This window comes from Erythrobacter sp. BLCC-B19, assembly GCF_028621955.1.
Classification (GTDB): Bacteria; Pseudomonadota; Alphaproteobacteria; order Sphingomonadales; family Sphingomonadaceae; genus Erythrobacter.
In genome coordinates, this window is the sequence record NZ_CP117516.1 from 822899 (window position 1) to 839958 (window position 17060).

The 17060-nt window shown below is 58.6% G+C and carries 13 protein-coding genes; 6 read left to right on the forward strand and 7 right to left on the reverse strand.

Annotated elements, in window-relative coordinates:
- Positions 1-198: 198 nt before the first annotated feature.
- Positions 199-1131, reverse strand: coding sequence for a hypothetical protein (locus PS060_RS03670; protein ID WP_273985549.1), 933 nt, complete (start codon positions 1129-1131; stop codon positions 199-201).
- Positions 1132-1746 carry a hypothetical protein gene (locus tag PS060_RS03675; protein WP_273985551.1) on the reverse strand — a complete coding sequence of 205 codons (615 nt, stop codon included), beginning with the start codon at positions 1744-1746 and terminating at the stop codon, positions 1132-1134.
- 200 nt (positions 1747-1946) lie between these two features.
- On the opposite strand from PS060_RS03675, the gene PS060_RS03680 reads away from it, so the two are divergent.
- Positions 1947-2090 (forward strand): hypothetical protein, encoded by a 144-nt coding sequence (locus tag PS060_RS03680; RefSeq protein WP_156443348.1) that lies wholly within the window; start codon positions 1947-1949, stop codon positions 2088-2090.
- A gap of 339 nt (positions 2091-2429) precedes the next feature.
- On the opposite strand, the gene PS060_RS03685 is transcribed toward PS060_RS03680, so the two are convergent.
- Positions 2430-2672, reverse strand: a complete 243-nt coding sequence (locus tag PS060_RS03685; protein WP_273985552.1) for a hypothetical protein — start codon at positions 2670-2672, stop codon at positions 2430-2432.
- Between the two features lie 236 nt (positions 2673-2908).
- Between PS060_RS03685 and PS060_RS03690 the strand changes: the two genes are divergently transcribed.
- The gene (locus tag PS060_RS03690; protein WP_273985553.1) at positions 2909-3739 is read left to right on the forward strand and encodes an HNH endonuclease; all 831 of its coding nucleotides are present in this window, start codon (positions 2909-2911) and stop codon (positions 3737-3739) included.
- 48 nt (positions 3740-3787) lie between these two features.
- On the opposite strand, the gene PS060_RS03695 is transcribed toward PS060_RS03690, so the two are convergent.
- From PS060_RS03695 to PS060_RS03705, 3 genes are read right to left on the reverse strand one after another with little or no spacing between them, the layout of a single operon-like run.
- Positions 3788-4174, reverse strand: coding sequence for a hypothetical protein (locus PS060_RS03695; RefSeq protein WP_273985555.1), 387 nt, complete (start codon positions 4172-4174; stop codon positions 3788-3790).
- Positions 4175-4196: 22 nt separating this feature from the next.
- Positions 4197-4580 carry a DUF3768 domain-containing protein gene (locus PS060_RS03700; RefSeq protein ID WP_273985557.1) on the reverse strand — a complete coding sequence of 128 codons (384 nt, stop codon included), beginning with the start codon at positions 4578-4580 and terminating at the stop codon, positions 4197-4199.
- Positions 4577-4765, reverse strand: coding sequence for a hypothetical protein (locus PS060_RS03705; RefSeq protein WP_264392712.1), 189 nt, complete (start codon positions 4763-4765; stop codon positions 4577-4579). Before PS060_RS03705 ends, PS060_RS03700 begins: the two co-directional genes overlap by 4 nt.
- A 761-nt stretch (positions 4766-5526) precedes the next feature.
- Here PS060_RS03705 and PS060_RS03710 point away from each other — a divergent pair.
- The 4 genes from PS060_RS03710 to PS060_RS03725 all read left to right on the forward strand — a co-directional run bounded on the left by PS060_RS03710 (position 5527) and on the right by PS060_RS03725 (position 15964).
- Complete coding sequence (locus PS060_RS03710) at positions 5527-6879, forward strand: DNA cytosine methyltransferase (protein ID WP_273985561.1); 1353 nt, start codon at positions 5527-5529, stop codon at positions 6877-6879.
- A gap of 558 nt (positions 6880-7437) precedes the next feature.
- Positions 7438-9000 carry a hypothetical protein gene (locus tag PS060_RS03715; protein WP_273985563.1) on the forward strand — a complete coding sequence of 521 codons (1563 nt, stop codon included), beginning with the start codon at positions 7438-7440 and terminating at the stop codon, positions 8998-9000.
- Positions 8997-10508 (forward strand): hypothetical protein, encoded by a 1512-nt coding sequence (locus tag PS060_RS03720; RefSeq protein WP_273985565.1) that lies wholly within the window; start codon positions 8997-8999, stop codon positions 10506-10508. The genes PS060_RS03715 and PS060_RS03720 overlap by 4 nt, the downstream gene beginning before the upstream one ends.
- The gene (locus tag PS060_RS03725) at positions 10505-15964 is read left to right on the forward strand and encodes an ATP-binding protein (RefSeq protein WP_273985566.1); all 5460 of its coding nucleotides are present in this window, start codon (positions 10505-10507) and stop codon (positions 15962-15964) included. Before PS060_RS03720 ends, PS060_RS03725 begins: the two co-directional genes overlap by 4 nt.
- A 75-nt stretch (positions 15965-16039) precedes the next feature.
- Here the strand turns inward: PS060_RS03725 and PS060_RS03730 are convergent, their stop codons facing one another.
- Positions 16040-16936: an ArdC family protein gene (locus PS060_RS03730; RefSeq protein ID WP_273985568.1), complete on the reverse strand. Its 897-nt coding sequence runs from the start codon at positions 16934-16936 to the stop codon at positions 16040-16042.
- Between the last annotated feature and the right edge of the window lie 124 nt (positions 16937-17060).

Genomic DNA, 17060 nt, shown 5'->3' on the forward strand with positions numbered 1-17060 from the left:
CCTGCATCCACACGCGCGGATCGGGAAGCCAAGGCCTCGGCCATATCATCGAGACATAAGGATCGCTGGCGGCTTCACGGGTACTAGCAGGCCGCAGAATGCAGCCACCCAGCCTACGGTGATGCCGCCGAGCCCAGCCTCTACGATATTCTCGATCCGCCCGAAAGTTAGGGCTGACTGGGGCAGTTTGATGCCCGTTCAACGCCTGCGATGTGGATGTCGCTTATTACCATACCAGAGCGACGCCATGCGATCGGCGCACACGAAGTCATCGACTGCATCGCTGCTGGTGGCGAGGTCGGTGCTGTCGCCGTCCTCGCTGTCTCCGGCTTCGTCGCTCAGCGGCTCGGGCACTACAAAGGCCTTGGCAGTCTCATGCCAAACCGCTTCGACTCGCTCCTTACAAAGCGCAGCGATCGGCGCGGGGAGCCGAGGCTCCAGCCATGCGTCATCCTCGAAGCCCGAGTGCAGGAAATGTGCCGGATCGATAATGCGCTCATGCCAGCCTTTGCACACTGATGCCGACCGATAGATCATCCGCTCACACGAGGCGGAGGGATAGGCCGCGGGAATGATCAGCGTCGTGCGGATCGCCTCCATTGCTTCTTTAAGACTGGTGGTCGCGGCATGCCAAGCGGAGAAGCGCGAGCAAAGTTGCTCGGCCATCTGGCTAGCCCCACAACTCGTCTGCGCGTCGAACAATAGCCGCAAGGTCATCGGCTCGACCATGGTCGGATCAAAGTCGGTGCGTAGCACCTTGCTGAGATGCGTATGCGTGGCGACATTCGACCACTTGGGCACCACCGTATGCGCGCGCTCCCAGATCGTCGCATCGCAATCATAAGCCGACGCCTGCGCGGCTCCACCATGCAGCACAATCACACCATGAGCTACGTTGCCCTGCTCGACCAGCTTAGTCTCGTTCAGCGACACATGCACCGACAGATCGACCAGCATGCGCACCACGCTGCCGATACCGCCCATGCCAATCACGCCGACGGCGACATGCATCAGCCGCGCCCGGATCGCATCATCAAGCGCATCGAACGCCGAGGGGTTGTCTTTGATAGTGAGGATCTTAAGTGCGCGCGCGCCTTGGCTACGCGCGTTGTCCAGCTTGTCGTTGGTCATCTAAAGACCTCCCGGACCGCTTGCCGCGATCTCCGTGCAGATCGGACGCACCTCGCCGTCGATGTCGAGCATCAGCCTGTGCAGCCGTTCAGTTCCGCGCAACGCCTGTTGCCGGGTGTTCTTGAACTTCTCCTTGGCAACGAGCCCATAGGCTTCCGCCGCTTTGATAATGCCCTGGATTTTCTTTTCCTGCCGATCGACGTCGTTCGCATCCGCTGCCATGCGCTTGGCGAGATTATGGCAGTTGATTGGTGCGCAGTCCGATCCGACCCTGCTCACCCCTGCCGCATCGATCGCATGATCGCAGACATGCTCACTGTCTTTCCACACTATCATCAGAATGCGCATCGCTTGCTCACTGAGTAGCCGACGCTGGAAAGTGACGCGATTAGTGCCATGCTCGATGAACGTCTCGGGAAAGACCGTGTCAATAAGCAGCCCTTGCCAGACCCCGGCCATGTCGATCATGCCGGTAACTGTCACTAGCGCGCTGACGGTCTCGGTCGCGATGGCCATGTTGTTTGATGGCGGCGTCATCGCCGCCGCCACAGACGATACAGCCGGATTGGAGGGAGCGGCCGAATTGCCGGCGCTCGCGACACTGAGTTTGGCCATCGGCATCTGGTCCTTTCGCGAGTTGATCATGCCGCATCTTAGGTGGACTCGCCATCAGACATTTTCTCCGACGTAAAGTGCCGGAGCGTTTTTCCGGAACGCCGGGCCGGACGGGTTGATCGGCGCCCTGGATCAGCAGCATTGTCCCGTGGACCGCGATAAAAAGTGGCATCAGATATTTGCGCGAAGGGAGCATCCCAATGCGTGAAAAGTCGTCGATCAAGTTCGAGATTCCGGTCCCCTGGGCGACCAAGCCTGTCTGCATTGAGGCGAAGGGCAGTCACGCCGTAGTGGTTGCTGGCATCGTTGCGTTCATTCTCATCGCAGCAATCACGCTGAGCTGAGAGTTACGCGGTTCCGCTTTCTATCCGCACCAACTTTAAAGCGCTTTACGCTAGGGGCCTGATAGACCCATTCAGGGGCCGCGTTGGACGATGTCCGCTCTCGCAGCAGCGTGATCGGCAGCCTCCTGACATCAACCGGCCCGGTTGTGGGCGTGATTCCTGCCCAGTGGAGCGCTCGTCGCATGTCGGGTTTTGGCAATCGACCTGCCGCTGAAGCAGCCGCTCGGGAATGACGGCTTCGTCCCACATTTCGCCATTCCGCCGACAAGGCAGTCTCATGCCGAGCAGGTGCGGCTGCCGACACTGCATTCGACATCTAACAACCGGCATCGCCGGGCGCTAAGCGCCCGGCTGCACCTCCTTGGCCTCGTCGTCCACCGGGGTGCGCAAGACGATCCGACCATTAATCGGCACGACTTCGAGCTGGAGCGACAGGCCCTTGCGGTCGCGGTGGAACCATGCGGCTCCAACCTTGGTCCAGAAGGCTTTGTCGCCGCGATTGCTGACGTGCCAGGCGATGAAATCGGGGGCCTTGGGCTCGGGCGCGGTTGCGGGTGCAGGTGCTTGGGACGTACGGGCCATGAGATGTTCCTTTCGTGTTGGTGGCTCGTTGCACCTGACAGAAAGGCCGCGCAGCAAAGGGCACGGGGTCATGTTCAACACGGGTGACGGAACGGAACCGGCGCGGGCCGGGCATTGACCCTCGCCCGCGCGCGGCCAGTTCGGGTGCTCAAAACGAAGCAACCAGACCGAAGAGCAATGATGCCATCATCCCAGCCCCGCTTGCACCGCGCCGCGCTCTGGCCCAAACCCTTGTCATGGCAATGGAAGGCACCGCGCGGAAACGCTGGAGCGAGGAGGAGACGGTGCTAGCGCTCTACCTCTATTTCCAGCTGCCGTTCGGAAAGCTGCACTCGGGCAATCCGGAGATCCAGACGCTGGCCGCTGCCATTGACCGGTCGAGCAGCTCGGTGGCCATGAAGCTGTGCAACTTCGCGAGCCTCGATCCGAAGATCACCGAGAGCGGGCGCAAGGGGCTGGACGGCGCATCGAAGCTCGACCGCGCAACCTATGCCGAGTTCGGGCAGGATTGGTCGGGGTTAGTGGCGCGGGCCGAAGAGCTTTGGTCCAGCCAGGTCGACCGCCAAATCGCCGCAGCGCAATTGCCGCCGTCCGCCAGCCATCTCCTCCACGAACAGCGCAGCGAGTTCAAATTCGAGCCGTGGCAGGGCGAGTCCACCATGCAGGCGGTGGTAAACCAGCGGGTCGGCCAGGACTTCTTCCGCCGCGCAGTGCTCGCCAATTATGAAGAGGCGTGCTGCATCACCGGTATTGCCGATCCCCGCCTGCTGACCGCCAGCCATATCAAGCCGTGGGGCAAAGATAGCCAGAACCGGCACAATCCGGCAAACGGCTTGCTGCTGTCGGCAACGCTCGACCGCGCCTTCGATCGCGGGCTGATAACGGTCGACCGCGCCCGCCGCATTCATGTCTCGCGCCAGCTGCGCGAAAGCCGCAGCCGCGAGACCCGCGACTATTTCCAGCAATTCGAGAAAGCCACCTTGCGCCCGGCGGCGCGGTTCGATCCTGAACCAGCCTTTCTCGACTGGCACAATGAACACTGCTTTGTGGATCACCGCGCCGCCTGACGTGTCAGGCGGCGCGCTTGGCCAGCAGACCCCAATCCACCGATCCCATCAGAACAGCGACAGCTGCGCCTCCTCGCCTGCGACGAACATGACGGGCGGACCACACATCACGAGTTCCCGTCCGGCGTGACGCACGATAATGCCATCATAAAGGCCTGCCGGATCACCGCGCGCGCGCTCGCCATCGTGGCACCGATCATGATAGCTGCGCGCCGCGCCGCCATAGAGCGATGGATGCACGAGCCGATAGGCCTCTACTCCCGCAGGACCAGTGCCGACACAGACCCAAAGCGCTCCGGCATATCGGAACGGCTTGCGGATGGGCTGACCCATGCCGATGCGGTCGGCGCTGTAGCTGGCCTGAATATCGCCTTCGCCGATTTGCTTCTCGCTGGCGTGACACCACGCACCGAAAGAAAGCCGCGAGGGTTCCACTGTGTGGGAAAGGCAAGCCATATCAATACTCGCTCGCCAACATAATGGTCAGCACCCGCCGGGTCACGGCGGGATCAGTCGGGTCCTCGCTGCCGAACCGCAACTCTTGGTCATAGGCATCGATTTTCCAGAACACGGTCACCGCAACATCAACAGGCCGCAAGGTCGACCAAACACCGTCCACAGCCTGATAGATCGCCCCGAAGTCGCGCTCGCCATAGGGATCATTGTCCGGCGTGAAGACATCGAAGGTCTCGACCAACTCGCGCAGGCGTGACTGATCGGCCTCGGTCAAAGCCCGAATGCCCTCGGTCGCCACCACCACACAGGCAATGCCCATGGCACGCCGCGCCAGATCATTGAGCCGCGCAATCCGCTCCGCGCGGGACAAAACCGCGCCGCTCATGACGCAAGGCTCCCGCCGCACTCGCACAGGCGGACCAGCTCGCCAAAATCCTCACGCTCGCCAAGCTCGTCCGCCAGCTGCTGCACTGCCACCAGCGGCAAGCCATTGTCATGCGCCAGCATGCGCAGCCAGTCCTCCCGGCATTCGGCCCCGCATGCGCGGTAATTCAAGATCAGGTCACCCATGGTCCAAACTCCATCCGGCAAAGCCGCATCCGTCATGCGGCATGCGGCTCTGCCTTCCGGCGAGGATGGGAGGGGGAGGGAAAATCCCAATCGATGCCCTGGCGCGGGCCAGCGGGCACAGCCCGCCACACGGGGGTGATGATTGGGGTTTGGGAACGAGAGGGCAAAGCCCTTGGCGTTCCCCTCAAGGATCGCCGCAGCGATCCGCACAGGAACGGCGCCCTTGCACGGCGCGAAGCCGCCGGACGCCCTGCGCGCGGGCCAAGTGGGCCAGCGGGCGTCCGGCGATGAGAGAGGCAAGAGCGCCTGCGGGTCAGCTCAGAAACACCGCGCCCTCAGGAGCATGGCCACCGGCCATGCGGGACAGAGCGCGCCCTCCGGGAACTCCCGCTCCGCTTGCACCCGCTCCTGATCGTCACCCGGATGGGCCGGGACTACAGGCCCGGTCCGCGCCAGCGGATAGAGCAGGTTGCCCGGCAGGGTAGCGCTCTGAACTGCTTGAAGTTATTGACCGTCAAGCGGCTTTGACGCGCGGGCAGCAATGGTGCACATGAGCAGGCGCCAAGACCAAATTCGGACGATGTGAGGGCCCATGAGTTTCGCGCTTTTGCCGACACCCAACGAACTACATACCGCTTAAAAGTATGAGAAAATCGACTCGAACTTGCATGGCCCGACTTATTGCCTGATGCAGTATCGCCTCTGCGGAATACGCTGCGGAAATCGCGAAGCAAGAGCAGTATGGAACAAAGATTTTTGTAATGCAGTCAGGAATCAATGCGCCAGTGAAAGCATATAACTTCGTTGATTTGTTCGCAGGATGCGGCGGTTTGTCGCTCGGTCTTTCTTATGCTGGCTTAACAGGTCGCTTCGCAATTGAGCGTGACGCCATGGCATTTGAAACGTTCCGAATGAATTTTTTGGACAACCCGCCATATTCCATCGGCTTCAAATGGCCGAACTGGCTTGCGGCGAAAGCCTGGGACATCGAAGTTCTGCTAGATCAGCACAAGGACGACCTATTGAGTTTGCAAGGTCAGGTCGATGTTTTGGCTGGCGGGCCACCCTGCCAAGGCTTTAGCTTTGCAGGGCGACGTGTCGAGGCCGACCCCAGAAACTCGCTTTTCGAAAGGTATGTCGAAGTAGTCAGTGTGCTGCAGCCCCAAGCGCTAATTTTAGAAAACGTACCAGGAATGCGCGTGGCACATTCTAAAAAAAGTTCTGTCGATCTCGAAGGGTCTAGAAAAAACAATCCTAGACCTCTATCCTACTATGATAAACTTGTCTCAAGTCTAGATAAGGAAGGCTATCAGATCGACGCGATGTTGGTCGATTGTTCGAGGTTCGGCGTACCTCAGCGGCGATCGCGATTGATTGCTATTGGTATTCGGAAAGACCTCTCCCCATGGATTGAGGGCGGGATATCACGTGTTTTCGAACTTCTTGAACAAGCTCGTGTTGCCCAGCTGGCAGAATTCAGACTTTCCGATTCAGTGAGCGCTAAGTCCGCTATTTCTGATCTCGAAATTGCTGGTCATGAACTAATCGCAAGCACCGACCCCGACTTGTCGAGGCCCTTTCAAGAAATAAGCTATCGTCGCCCCAGAACGGCTTATCAAAAATTGATGCATGCAGGTCATGTCGGGCGGATGGATAGCATGCGACTCGCTCGACATCGCGACGATGTGCGCGATCGATTTGCGCGCATATTGGTTGAATGCCGCAAGGGTGTTCGGATGGATGACGAGAGCCGAAAGACGTATGGGCTCAAAAAGCATCGGATCTACCCCATGGCTAGTGATGAGCCTGCCCCAACGGTCACGACCTTGCCTGACGACATCTTGCACTACTCCGAGCCACGAATCCTGACGGTGCGAGAAACCGCCCGTCTCCAGTCATTTCCCGATTGGTTTAAGTTTAAAGGGAAGTTTACGACTGGAGGAGAGCGCCGAACAAAAGAGTGTCCCCGATACACACAGGTTGGGAATGCCGTGCCCCCCTTTCTGGCGCGTGCGATCGGCATGGCTATTCGCCAACTTTTGGATGAGGTCGCCGTAGCGCGATCTATTTTCGATGAGGACGTAAGAAAACAGGCATCGGCGCGGGAGCGTTAGGGGGACGTAGTGACGGAAGAAAACATCGCAGCGCCATATCCGGCGCAGCTGTTGAATTGGGCGGGCAACCGTTCTGGCGGCGTCCGCCGTCTCTTTGATAGTACAAGCGGGCGCCCAGGTGGAGCGGTGTTTCAGACGAACCTCCTGCACCGCCTCAGGTCTTGGGCTGAATCTATCGCTGCAGGAGGGCACGACGTTCCGCGAATACTGCTGCTGGTAGGAGGCCCAGGAAACGGAAAGACTGAAGCGATTGAGTCAACTGTCGGCTGGATCGATGAGGCCCTTAGCGCTCGAGGCGCGCTCAACGATGCATTCCGAAAGTCATTTCTGCCGAGCGACGGCGCCGCTGTGCCAAGACTGGTTCGTGTCGATGTCCATACTGAAGGGTTGTCATCAAGACCGCTAACGTTGTCCCTTGTTCAGGATGCGTCAGCGGTAGTTGGCTCAAGCGGGAAACAGGCATCACAGCTATTGCTGGACGAGCTAGACGCAATTCAGAGTAAGGGAGCGAAAGAGGCATACCTTTGCTGTGTGAACCGCGGCATACTTGACGACGCCTTGATCGAGGCCATCGACACTGATCGAACCAACATCCGGCGTTTACTTGAAGGTGTCACACGAGCGGTGAGCCTAGCTCCCGATGCACCGTCCTGCTGGCCGTTGGCAGGTCATCCCGAAGTTGCTGTCTGGCCAATGGATTCGGAGTCTCTACTGCGCGCTCCGGCAGCAGGCGGAGAGGTGCCTGCGAGGGCAGTATTGCAAACCGCACTGGATGAGCAGCAATGGCCGGAGGCGGGCTCATGCGCAGCCGGCACCGCATGCCCCTTCTGCGGGAGTCGGGAACGCCTTTCGCGCGACCGCGAGCAGACATCGTTCCTTCAAATCTTGCGGTGGTTTGAGGTGGCTAGTGGCAAACGCTGGAGCTTCCGCGATCTTTTCTCACTAATGTCCTACCTTTTGGCGGGACACAGAGTCTCCTCACGAGAGGCGACCCTAGATCCATGCGAATGGGCAGCAAAGCTTGTCCAAAAGGACGCGATTGCCCAGCGCGGCGGCAAGCCATCAAAGGACCATTCAACAGCCATATTTGACTTGGTTGCGTCACAATATCAGCATGCGCTTTTCCACAAGTGGGATCGAGATGCGGGCCCTTCACTGCTGCGTGAGATCAAGGAGCTTGGGCTAGATGACGACAACACTGCAATGGGATTGCAGTGGTTTCTTTCATCGCGGAGGACTTCTTACTTGCCGGCGATGATAAGCAGTTCGCTTGAAGGTATCGCGGAACTTCTGGACCCAGCCCTCACAGACCCTAACATTGAAGTTCAAGCCACTAACAACAACAGCTTCGCGCTACGCGAGCTCGACGTTCGTTTCAGTCGTTCGGTTACTGAGGGCCTTGATTATATTCGAAAATATCGAATTCTCTCGAAGATAGAAGTCGAATTGATCGAGAGATTGGCCAAACTTGACGCAGACCTGTCTATTGGCGCGATACGCCGGAGACGTCCTGCATCCGCTTCAAATGTCCAACGCTTCATACGAGACTTTGCGGGCCGCCTGACCAGGCGCGCGCTCGGCACCAAGGCGGCTGGAGTGCTTGACGCAGCGATCCTTGCAGACTTTCAGCGGGTCATCGAGGATGCTGCGGGGGACGACTTATACGACGTTGCTCAGGAAGTACGGCAGTTGCTCAATCACAACCAAGACTTCGAGATTTCGCTCACCACGACATTCGGCCAACCACTGCCTCCTTCGATCCGTCGTGCGACACTTGTCGTGCCCTCTCGCCCCGTGCAGCCGCTAGAGGGGGATAAAGATGGCCGACCTGCTTCGCCGATTTGCTTCCTGCGAGTGGGTGACAGCAAATCGAGCCAACCAATTGCGCTAACCTATGACCTCTTCAAGGCTGTGAAAGAACTCGAAAAGGGAATGTCCGTAGCATCCCTGCCTCGGTCTGTGCTCGCGCTGCTCGATACGACACGAGCGCGCTTGTCAGGTCCAATTGTTAGGGACCGGCTCGTCCTAGATCAGGCACGGATCCGGATCGGCACAAGCGGGCAGGAGGTTGTTCAGCGACGTGCGGGATTTGCTTCTCGCAAGGAAGGCACTGGCCGATGACACTCGAAAAATTCCGAGACGATCCTTGGCGAAACTCGCACCGCGCGTATCAAGACTCGGCTCTCGCGATGTCTCCTGCTCCTGAATATGCGAGCTCGGAGGTCATTCTTTCGTCGCTATACCGGCATATTGGACTTGAAGGAGCGTCCGAGCGAACCGTGCCGCAAAGTGGACGCGAGCTAGACAGAACGGTGCAGAAAAGTCGCGACCGCTCAAGGAAACCCGACGCTGCTGCCATGGATGCCGACACATTTCATATGATGCTGCATGCAGTGCTCGAGAGTCCCAAGCTACCGAACCAGTCATCAAAGCGCTTCGTGCAAGTGACGCCCTTGGTACCACAAGCCGCAATCTTCTCGGGTTCGGCCCGGCTGAGCAGCAATTCTTGGCCAGCAGGATCATTGATCCGGCGCATGGTTTGGTTGGGATCGCCAAATAGCCAGTCGGCGGTCGCAATGTGGCAAAGGCTGTTCGATGCTTTAACCGTCACCGAAACCGATGATGTTTTTGCTCGTTTTCTCCAATCTGAAATCGAAGCGTGGTCTCCCACCCCCAAATGGGCACCAGTCGATCCCGAAGAACAACCACTACTCGATCCATTGGACGCGAGAGGGCTAAGTTATCCGGCAAAGCGCTTCGTTCGCGATCTAGATGCCGTTATCGCTGCTAAGGGATCCATGACGCGGCGACAGTGGACGAGCCTGCTCGAAGCCATAATCAGGCTGGCCTCCGTGGCACACGTTGCATGGCTGTGCGATGTCCACGCCAAATCGTGGGAATGCATCCGCGCGGCAATGAAAGGGGTCGGGCCAGCGGACGAAGAGGAAGTCAGGGCAACAATCTTCCCAAGGTCATTCGACTTCCTCTCCTATGGAGATCGAGCCTTGCCTGGGATCAAGGACCGCGCTTCGGCTTTCCTCCAAGCACGCCTTGGCATTAATGCAGCTTTATGGGCGCTAGAGGCGATTGGCGTTGAACCCAATTCGATCTCATCGTCTAAAGCCATCGCCGAAGTTTGCCATCAATTGAGAGAGAATTCTGACGCGCTCGCTTCCCTGAAGATTAGCCACATCATGAGTGAGGTGGACGAGCGAGAAACCCGAGCCCTGCTTTGCAAGAAGGGCATCGGGTCAAACATTATGGAATTTGCACGACATGTCCTCGGGCAACGACAGGCTGCTAATCCTGTACTGCGTGGCTACGATCAAGGCTTTGTGCTCCGCAAGCGTGGCACGCACAATTCAAGCCCCTGGGTGGTGGGCCTCGGGCCGGTCAGCGTTCTCGCACTCGTTCATTGCGCGCTTGCGGGAACCACAGGACCGAGGTCGGTCCGGCGGCTTACGCAGCATCTTGGTGGCTATGGGGTAATTGTGGATTATCAGGACATCCCAACAAACGATCTCGGTCACCAGCTGAGGATGTTGGGTCTAGTGCTAGATAGCCCCGACGCTGAGAGCGGAATGCTACTCGTGCCACCATTCCCTAACGCTCAGGAGGAAGCGGCATGAGCCGATTGGCGACGATCATTGCCGAAATCGTTCGAGATAAACTGGCGCAGGCACCTGATGAGGCACGCGGCGAAATCCGACTAATCTTCCATGGCCCTCAGCGAGAAATCTTGGATCAAGTCTTTCTCGAGCTGACCGCGGACTCCGCTGAGAATCATGGCGTGCCGATCTTATTGCAGCTGCCGATCTTACCAGAAGGCCAAGAAAATCCAGCAATTGGCGTCTCAGGCTACTGCAACGATACGCACCTGCTCAATCTGCGGAATTCACCAGCACAGCCGACATTCTTGGCGTTAGTCCCTCCGGGCCAGCACAGCATGCGCTCCGTCACGTCGACCACCGACGAATTTGGAGTCTCTGCCGTTAACAATGGCGGCAACGTGCCCTTCGAAGATTGGTGGGCCGATGAGTTCGTCCAACATTTGGTTAGCCTAGCCATCCGCCAAGCAGGTATTCCTCTCCAGCAGCAAGACGAGGCTCGCTCCCTGATCGGCAAGGCAGCCGCAGCTGCGGATGAGATGGACCAGCGAAAGCATGAGCGTTCGGCTGTTTGGCGACTTCTAGCACGCTTGTTCTCGATCGAATCAGGGCTGCACGGCCTTGGTTCTGGAAGCTTGATTAGTCTAGCTTGCGGGGCGCCTCCGACGCGCGATGGCTCGATTTCATCGCGCGAGCAGATGGCCATTCTGGAGAAAATTGCTGACGCAATGTCCGATGGCTTTGCCCCCGGTATCCGCCGCGCCCAAGACAATGCCGACGAGGAAGACATTCGTCACCTCGAAGCGTTTCTGGCACATCTAAAGGAAGCATGTGATCTTCCGACCGCGTTCGAAAGAGCGACAAGTGCCTTTTATGCACCCGAAAATGGATCGACGGTGCCCCCTCCACCTGATTGGTGGCGCGGACTGACGACCGAGAAGTGGTCCGAGCTTCTTACCGAGGAAACTGTCGCCCAAGGCGACATCCGTATGGGTTGCACCAACAGCCTCATCCCTACTGGGAAGGGAATGCCGGTGCTTGTCGAAAGCAAAGTCGCTCTTTCATTCGAAACAGTAGGACCAGACGCCACAGGCACAGTCGTCTGCATCGATCGCGGCAAGAACAATAGGCTCGGCGAAGTAACTGTCGGCGAAGAGGAGGCCATATTCGTAGATGGTACTCCACCCATCCACAAAGCACCCATCCGCTATTCCGCTACGGCGGACGGATTCAAGCCGGGAGCGATCAAGGTCATTTCGCTAGCGAGCTGGCACGCTGGAATCTTTGTCACCTGCAGACTGGCTAAGAAACTAACGCCGCCCAAGAAGCCTACTGGTCGCGTTAGAGGTGGCCCAGACCTCGTTACGACCTTAAACGTGCCGGGGAGTGGCCGATACGAGCTGCTGATCTTCACTTCCCCAGGAGTTGAACTGGACGAAACGGCCATAGGCACCTTGGAAGATGGGCAAGACCGCGAAGATGCTCGCCAAACGCTTATGGTCCGACCCGTACGGGATGGCTTCCATCAGCTAGAGATCGAAGCCGAGACAAACTATCAAGCCGATATCAGTTTCAGGCGAACTGCTGCAGACGGTTCTGAAACACACGGTACATGCCGAGTGCTCGTCACTGTTGAAGACGTGGTGGAGCAGGGCTGCCGAAGCGAGTTCGAACGCCTCATTCGCGCAAATCGCCGTGTGATTGAGCCCTCAGAAGCCAAACCTGTCGTGCAGCTCAACCGTAGTGCCCGATCCTCTAGCCTTCAGGATTGGATGCTATCGGAGGAGTCCGTTGGCCAATCCTATCTTCCGATCGTGCTGGCTGACGATTATGTCGATGCGTGGGTGCAGCCGAATTGGAGTCAGGACAACGGCCCTATCTTCTCCCGAGGACGGTTTCTGCAGGATCCCCGTCCGCTTGCTTCTGAGTTTATTCCGCCAGCAGGGTTTGTTGAGGCGCGTCAGAAATTGGCAGCCCGCGTCCGAGGTAGCGGCGATCAAAACGGACTCGTCGAGTCCGCTGAGCTCGGAAAATGGCTTGCGGCCGACCAAGATTTTCGCGCTCTGGTCGAGCAATATTTGGATTCCTATCAGGCATGGCTCGCCGCCGAGCCAGATGTTGCGTGTTGGGTTGACGTAGCGGTTGTGACCTCACTTGAGGACGATCGCAGAACCATATCGCGTGTTCCTGACGCTATACTGCTTTCCCCGCTTCATCCGGTCCGGATTGCCTGGCACGCGGTTGCGCAAGGGGTTCTTGTCGAAGCTGAAGCGGGCGGCAATCCCTGTCCCGCAGTTAGCGTCCTCGACCCGGATTGTGTGCCAGACCTCATAACCCTTTCGTTGCGTTCGCCGGGAGGAATCGAGAAGGTCGACTTCCTCGCGGTTGAGAATGGCACGGACTATTGGTCAGTCTTGTGGAACGGCGATCGGCTTGGGCGACTTCCCAGTCGTTCCAGACTTGCGCCGTTTGGTGACGGGTTCGGCATCTCGGTCGGTGGTATTTCGGTCGGTTTCAGCGCGGCCCAAGTCGGCAGGGCCCTTGAGGACGTCTCTGGACTTTTGGCCGCCAAGCCCGTCGTGGGCGTTGTTGTAGCAAGTGCAGGCGGGACAACGGATGCCTGCAACGAAGGCCTCATTGAATGGTGTTCTAGCAAGTATCGCGATGAAGACACCCGTACACTGCGTCAGGCTGCAGGTCCTCGGTTCATTGAAATTTATGACCACCGCGACGGCGAAGCCAAACCAGACGACGCTACCATCGCCAACTTGGCAGAAGATACGCGCAACGGCGTGCGCTGGTTTGTCGGTCAGCCAGCCAACGCGCAGCCAGATCTAGGCATCATAGCCCAACTCGACATGTCTGAACCGAGCGCTGCGCAGGTGGAAGGCCGCTCACCCTTGGGACGAGGCGGACTACTCCGGCATCGTATCCGCCGCCAGCTTCCGGGAGCTTTCCTAAGCGAGACCAGACAAGCATTGCCTTCTGCTGCATCGGGAGATGTTCTGGCCGACAAGGTAGCGAATTGTATCGGTACGTTGGAAAGCCTTGGTGAGCGCCGCACCGGGCTGCGCTTTGCCCCGAATGTCAATGCTGTTCGCGACATGCTCGAGACGCGCCGGACCGATTTTGTCGCGGCATCATCGTCTGCGATTGATCCCGCTTGCTTCCTTGGTGGTTGGCTGGAGGAAGCATACCTCTGGGATTACGACATGCCGTCCTATTCGCACCGAGCGGGTGATACGAATGGCTACTACCTTCTGTCTCGCGTCAAGCAGGCGGATCGCGAGGCGCTTTCGAAAGCACTAGCGCGGTTGCCGGGATGTACATCGATCACCCCCAACCAAGTTCAGGATGTGCTGCTTGAAATCGCTCGCCGAGGAATTCCCACGATCCGGGGTCTAGCGGGCGACAATGCCGGAGCCACCGGTGATCTTGGGCTCTTTGTAGCTGTCCGGATGTTGCAGGATCGGTTTCGGCTCTCGAACATCGGGGAAAGCCTGATCCCCGTAATCGAGGGAAGCGGTGACGAACTTTCTGTCTGCATCATCGTGCCTGTGGATCCTTTTCGAGGCTATTTTTCCGATCTCGCGAAGTCACTTGGAAAGGATCGAAAGGACACCTCCCTGTCGCGCCCTGACCTGTTGGTTGTCGGCGCGAAGGTGGGGCAGAGCGGCGTCCGGATCCATTTGACACCCGTTGAAGTGAAGTGCCGACCGGGATCGATTTTTCCGGCCTCTGAAGTCGACGACGCGCTAGAGCAGGCCAGAACCTTCTCAAGGCTCCTGACCAGCATGCTACCGCACGACAAGCAGCCAGTCGCCTGGTCGCTAGGTTTCCAGCATCTGTTGCTGTCAGTTATTGGCTTCGGAATGAGGGTCTACAGCCAACATCCCGACGTAAAGGGACGTGAGGGACAATGGTCCTTACTGCACGAACGCCTTGCATCAGCGATCCTTGGTCCCGATCCCTGTGTCTCGATTGACCAACGCGGCCGACTCATCATTGTCGACGACAGTCCGCGCAGCGGGGTTCGGGACCGCGATGAGGACGGCTTCGACGAAACCATTACGATAGGCAGCGCCGATGCCGGTGGTGTCGTGGCTGGTGATCCTCTTACGTTTTACGATAGCGTTCGAGCTAAAGTTGGCTCGTGGGGCTTTTTCCCGGATGGAGCGGCCCAACTCATCAGCGAAGCGCGACCGCCGGCAACCGATTCAGCTGAGAACGTCTCTGGAGATACAGTTTGCCTAGACGACGTCGCCGAACGGCCTGCACCGCCCTCCGGTGATGCGGCTGGTCCCGCCGGTCCGGAACGCCATGTTGAGGCAGACGCTTCGTCAGGAATCGCTCTTTCTATTGGCTCCACCGTAGACAGCTTCAAAACGAGTGAAATCGTATTGAACATCTCGGACACACGGCTGAACCAACTGAACATGGGCGTCGTTGGTGATTTGGGAACTGGCAAGACGCAGCTGCTTAAGTCGTTAATCCTTCAGATCTCCGATGCTGCGGCCGCCAACCGGGGCATTCGCCCTAGGTTTCTGATCTTCGATTACAAGCGAGATTACAGCAGCCCGGATTTTGTCGAGGCGACTGGCGCACGCGTCGTCAAACCCTATCGCCTTCCACTAAATCTCTTTGATACCAGTACGCTCGGCGACGCTGCAGCTCCATGGCTTGATAGGTTCCGCTTCTTTGCCGACGTTTTAGACAAGATATACAGCGGGATCGGTCCGGTACAGCGAGACAAGCTCAAGAAGGCTGTGCGCGCTGCCTACGAGTCCTGCCTCTCTGGCGAGCAGCCAACATTGTATGATGTGCATTCGGCCTACGCCGAGCTGCTCGATGGCAAATCAGATTCGCCAATGGCGATCATAGACGATCTGGTAGACATGGAGGTATTTGCTGCCAAGACGAGCGATACCCAGCCGTTCGACGAGTTTCTTGACGGAGTGGTCGTAATCTCTTTGGATGCTCTCGGTCAGGACGACCGCAGCAAAAACATGCTCGTCGCCGTGATGTTGAACATGTTCTATGAAAATATGCTCCGCACCCCCAAGCGGCCATTCATCGGCTCGGATCCGCAGCTGCGCGCAGTTGATTCCTACCTACTGGTCGATGAAGCAGACAACATCATGCGATATGAATTCGACGTCCTGAGAAAGCTGCTGCTGCAGGGTCGCGAGTTCGGGGTCGGCGTCATACTTGCCTCACAATACCTGCGTCACTTCAAAGTGAACGCGACCGACTATCGCGAGCCGCTCTTGAGCTGGTTCTTACACAAGGTGCCCAACGTTACCCCGGCAGAACTCTCCGCCCTTGGCCTAACGGGAAGCGCAGCTGAGTTGGCCGAACGTGTGAAATCGCTTCAGGTGCACCAGTGCCTATACAAGTCGTTTGACGTTTCAGGGGAGGTCGTTCGAGGACTGCCATTTTTCGAACTGATGGCACAGCGAAAGCGCGATTCAAGTTAAACATGTCCGCACAAAATCCGACGCGGGCGTCTTCCGCACATATTGGCTGGAGAAAGCTCTTTCTTCGTTAGGTTTTTACAGGCAGTGAAAGATCCCCCAACCACTCCGCAGCCTTGGCCGCCGCGCTGGCAGCGGTGAAGATCGCGCGGTTGTCCCCTTTGAGCCTTTCAGCCAACTTGCGAGGTAGCAGGCATGATCCGGACGCGGGGTGACCGACAAGCCAAGGTCGCCGCAGAGGAAGGCTGAGCCAAGTTCGGCGACCAGCTCCTCCATGGCATAGGCCTCGTCACCGAAGCGCTTGCCAAAGGTGCGGGCTAGGCGATGATCAGCCCCGGTCCAGTGAACCAGCTCGTGGAGCAGGATGGCATACCAGTTCTGCTCGGCGCTGGCGGTGGTGGTGGTAAAAAACCGCTCGCGATCAGGCATGGTGATCGTGTCGGTCGAAAGGGTGTAGTGAGCGCTGTCGCCCTGAATGCGGATGGCAGCCCCTGTGGCGGCGATGAAGGCCTCGACATCGGAGATGGGATCGAAGGCCTCGGCTTCGGGCACTTCGGGCACTCCGGGCAAGGCGTAGCCTTCGACCTGTGCGATGTTGAACACATGCGAGCCCTGCGCGAAGATCCGGCCCGCGCCCTCGCGCGCTTCGTCTTCGCCGCCCTCGGCCTTGTCCAGCACCTTGTAGAACACGATCGGCGAGGCCTTCTCGCCCTTGCGCACCTGCGCGCCCAGAGACTGCCACTGGCGGTAGGTTGCCCAGAGACCGTGCCCGAACTCCTGCGCTTCGGCGCTGGCCCAGAGGGCAAGGACATTGACGCCGCGATAGGCCTTGCGGGTGACCGCATTGACAGGTCGGGTGAGCGGGGCGCTGCTGCGGTGCCAGGGAAGGGTACAGCCGCCGGTGCCGCGCTCCAGCGCGGCGATGATCTGGTTGGTGATGGTGTCGTAGATGCTGGCGGTTGCGGAGCTGGCCATGGTGGTAATCCTTCGTCCTGTCGTTGGGAACGCGGATGAAGGGACGGGCCGGATGGCCGGGTGGGTCAGCGCGAAGCGCGGAACAGCCAACACGGGAGGGCAAAGCCCGAATGGAGCGGGCAGG

Excerpts from the sequence above, each read along its gene's own strand:
- PS060_RS03685 (WP_273985552.1), bottom strand. The coding sequence starts at position 2,672 with ATGGCCCGTACGTCCCAAGCACCTGCACCCGCAACCGCGCCCGAGCCC.
- PS060_RS03725 (WP_273985566.1), top strand. The coding sequence starts at position 10,505 with ATGAGCCGATTGGCGACGATCATTGCCGAAATCGTTCGAGATAAACTG.
- PS060_RS03675 (WP_273985551.1), bottom strand. The coding sequence starts at position 1,746 with ATGGCCAAACTCAGTGTCGCGAGCGCCGGCAATTCGGCCGCTCCCTCC.
- PS060_RS03705 (WP_264392712.1), bottom strand. The coding sequence starts at position 4,765 with ATGGGTGACCTGATCTTGAATTACCGCGCATGCGGGGCCGAATGCCGG.
- PS060_RS03700 (WP_273985557.1), bottom strand. The coding sequence starts at position 4,580 with ATGAGCGGCGCGGTTTTGTCCCGCGCGGAGCGGATTGCGCGGCTCAAT.
- PS060_RS03690 (WP_273985553.1), top strand. The coding sequence starts at position 2,909 with ATGGCAATGGAAGGCACCGCGCGGAAACGCTGGAGCGAGGAGGAGACG.
- PS060_RS03710 (WP_273985561.1), top strand. The coding sequence starts at position 5,527 with ATGCAGTCAGGAATCAATGCGCCAGTGAAAGCATATAACTTCGTTGAT.
- PS060_RS03670 (WP_273985549.1), bottom strand. The coding sequence starts at position 1,131 with ATGACCAACGACAAGCTGGACAACGCGCGTAGCCAAGGCGCGCGCGCA.
- PS060_RS03680 (WP_156443348.1), top strand. The coding sequence starts at position 1,947 with ATGCGTGAAAAGTCGTCGATCAAGTTCGAGATTCCGGTCCCCTGGGCG.
- PS060_RS03730 (WP_273985568.1), bottom strand. The coding sequence starts at position 16,936 with ATGGCCAGCTCCGCAACCGCCAGCATCTACGACACCATCACCAACCAG.
- PS060_RS03720 (WP_273985565.1), top strand. The coding sequence starts at position 8,997 with ATGACACTCGAAAAATTCCGAGACGATCCTTGGCGAAACTCGCACCGC.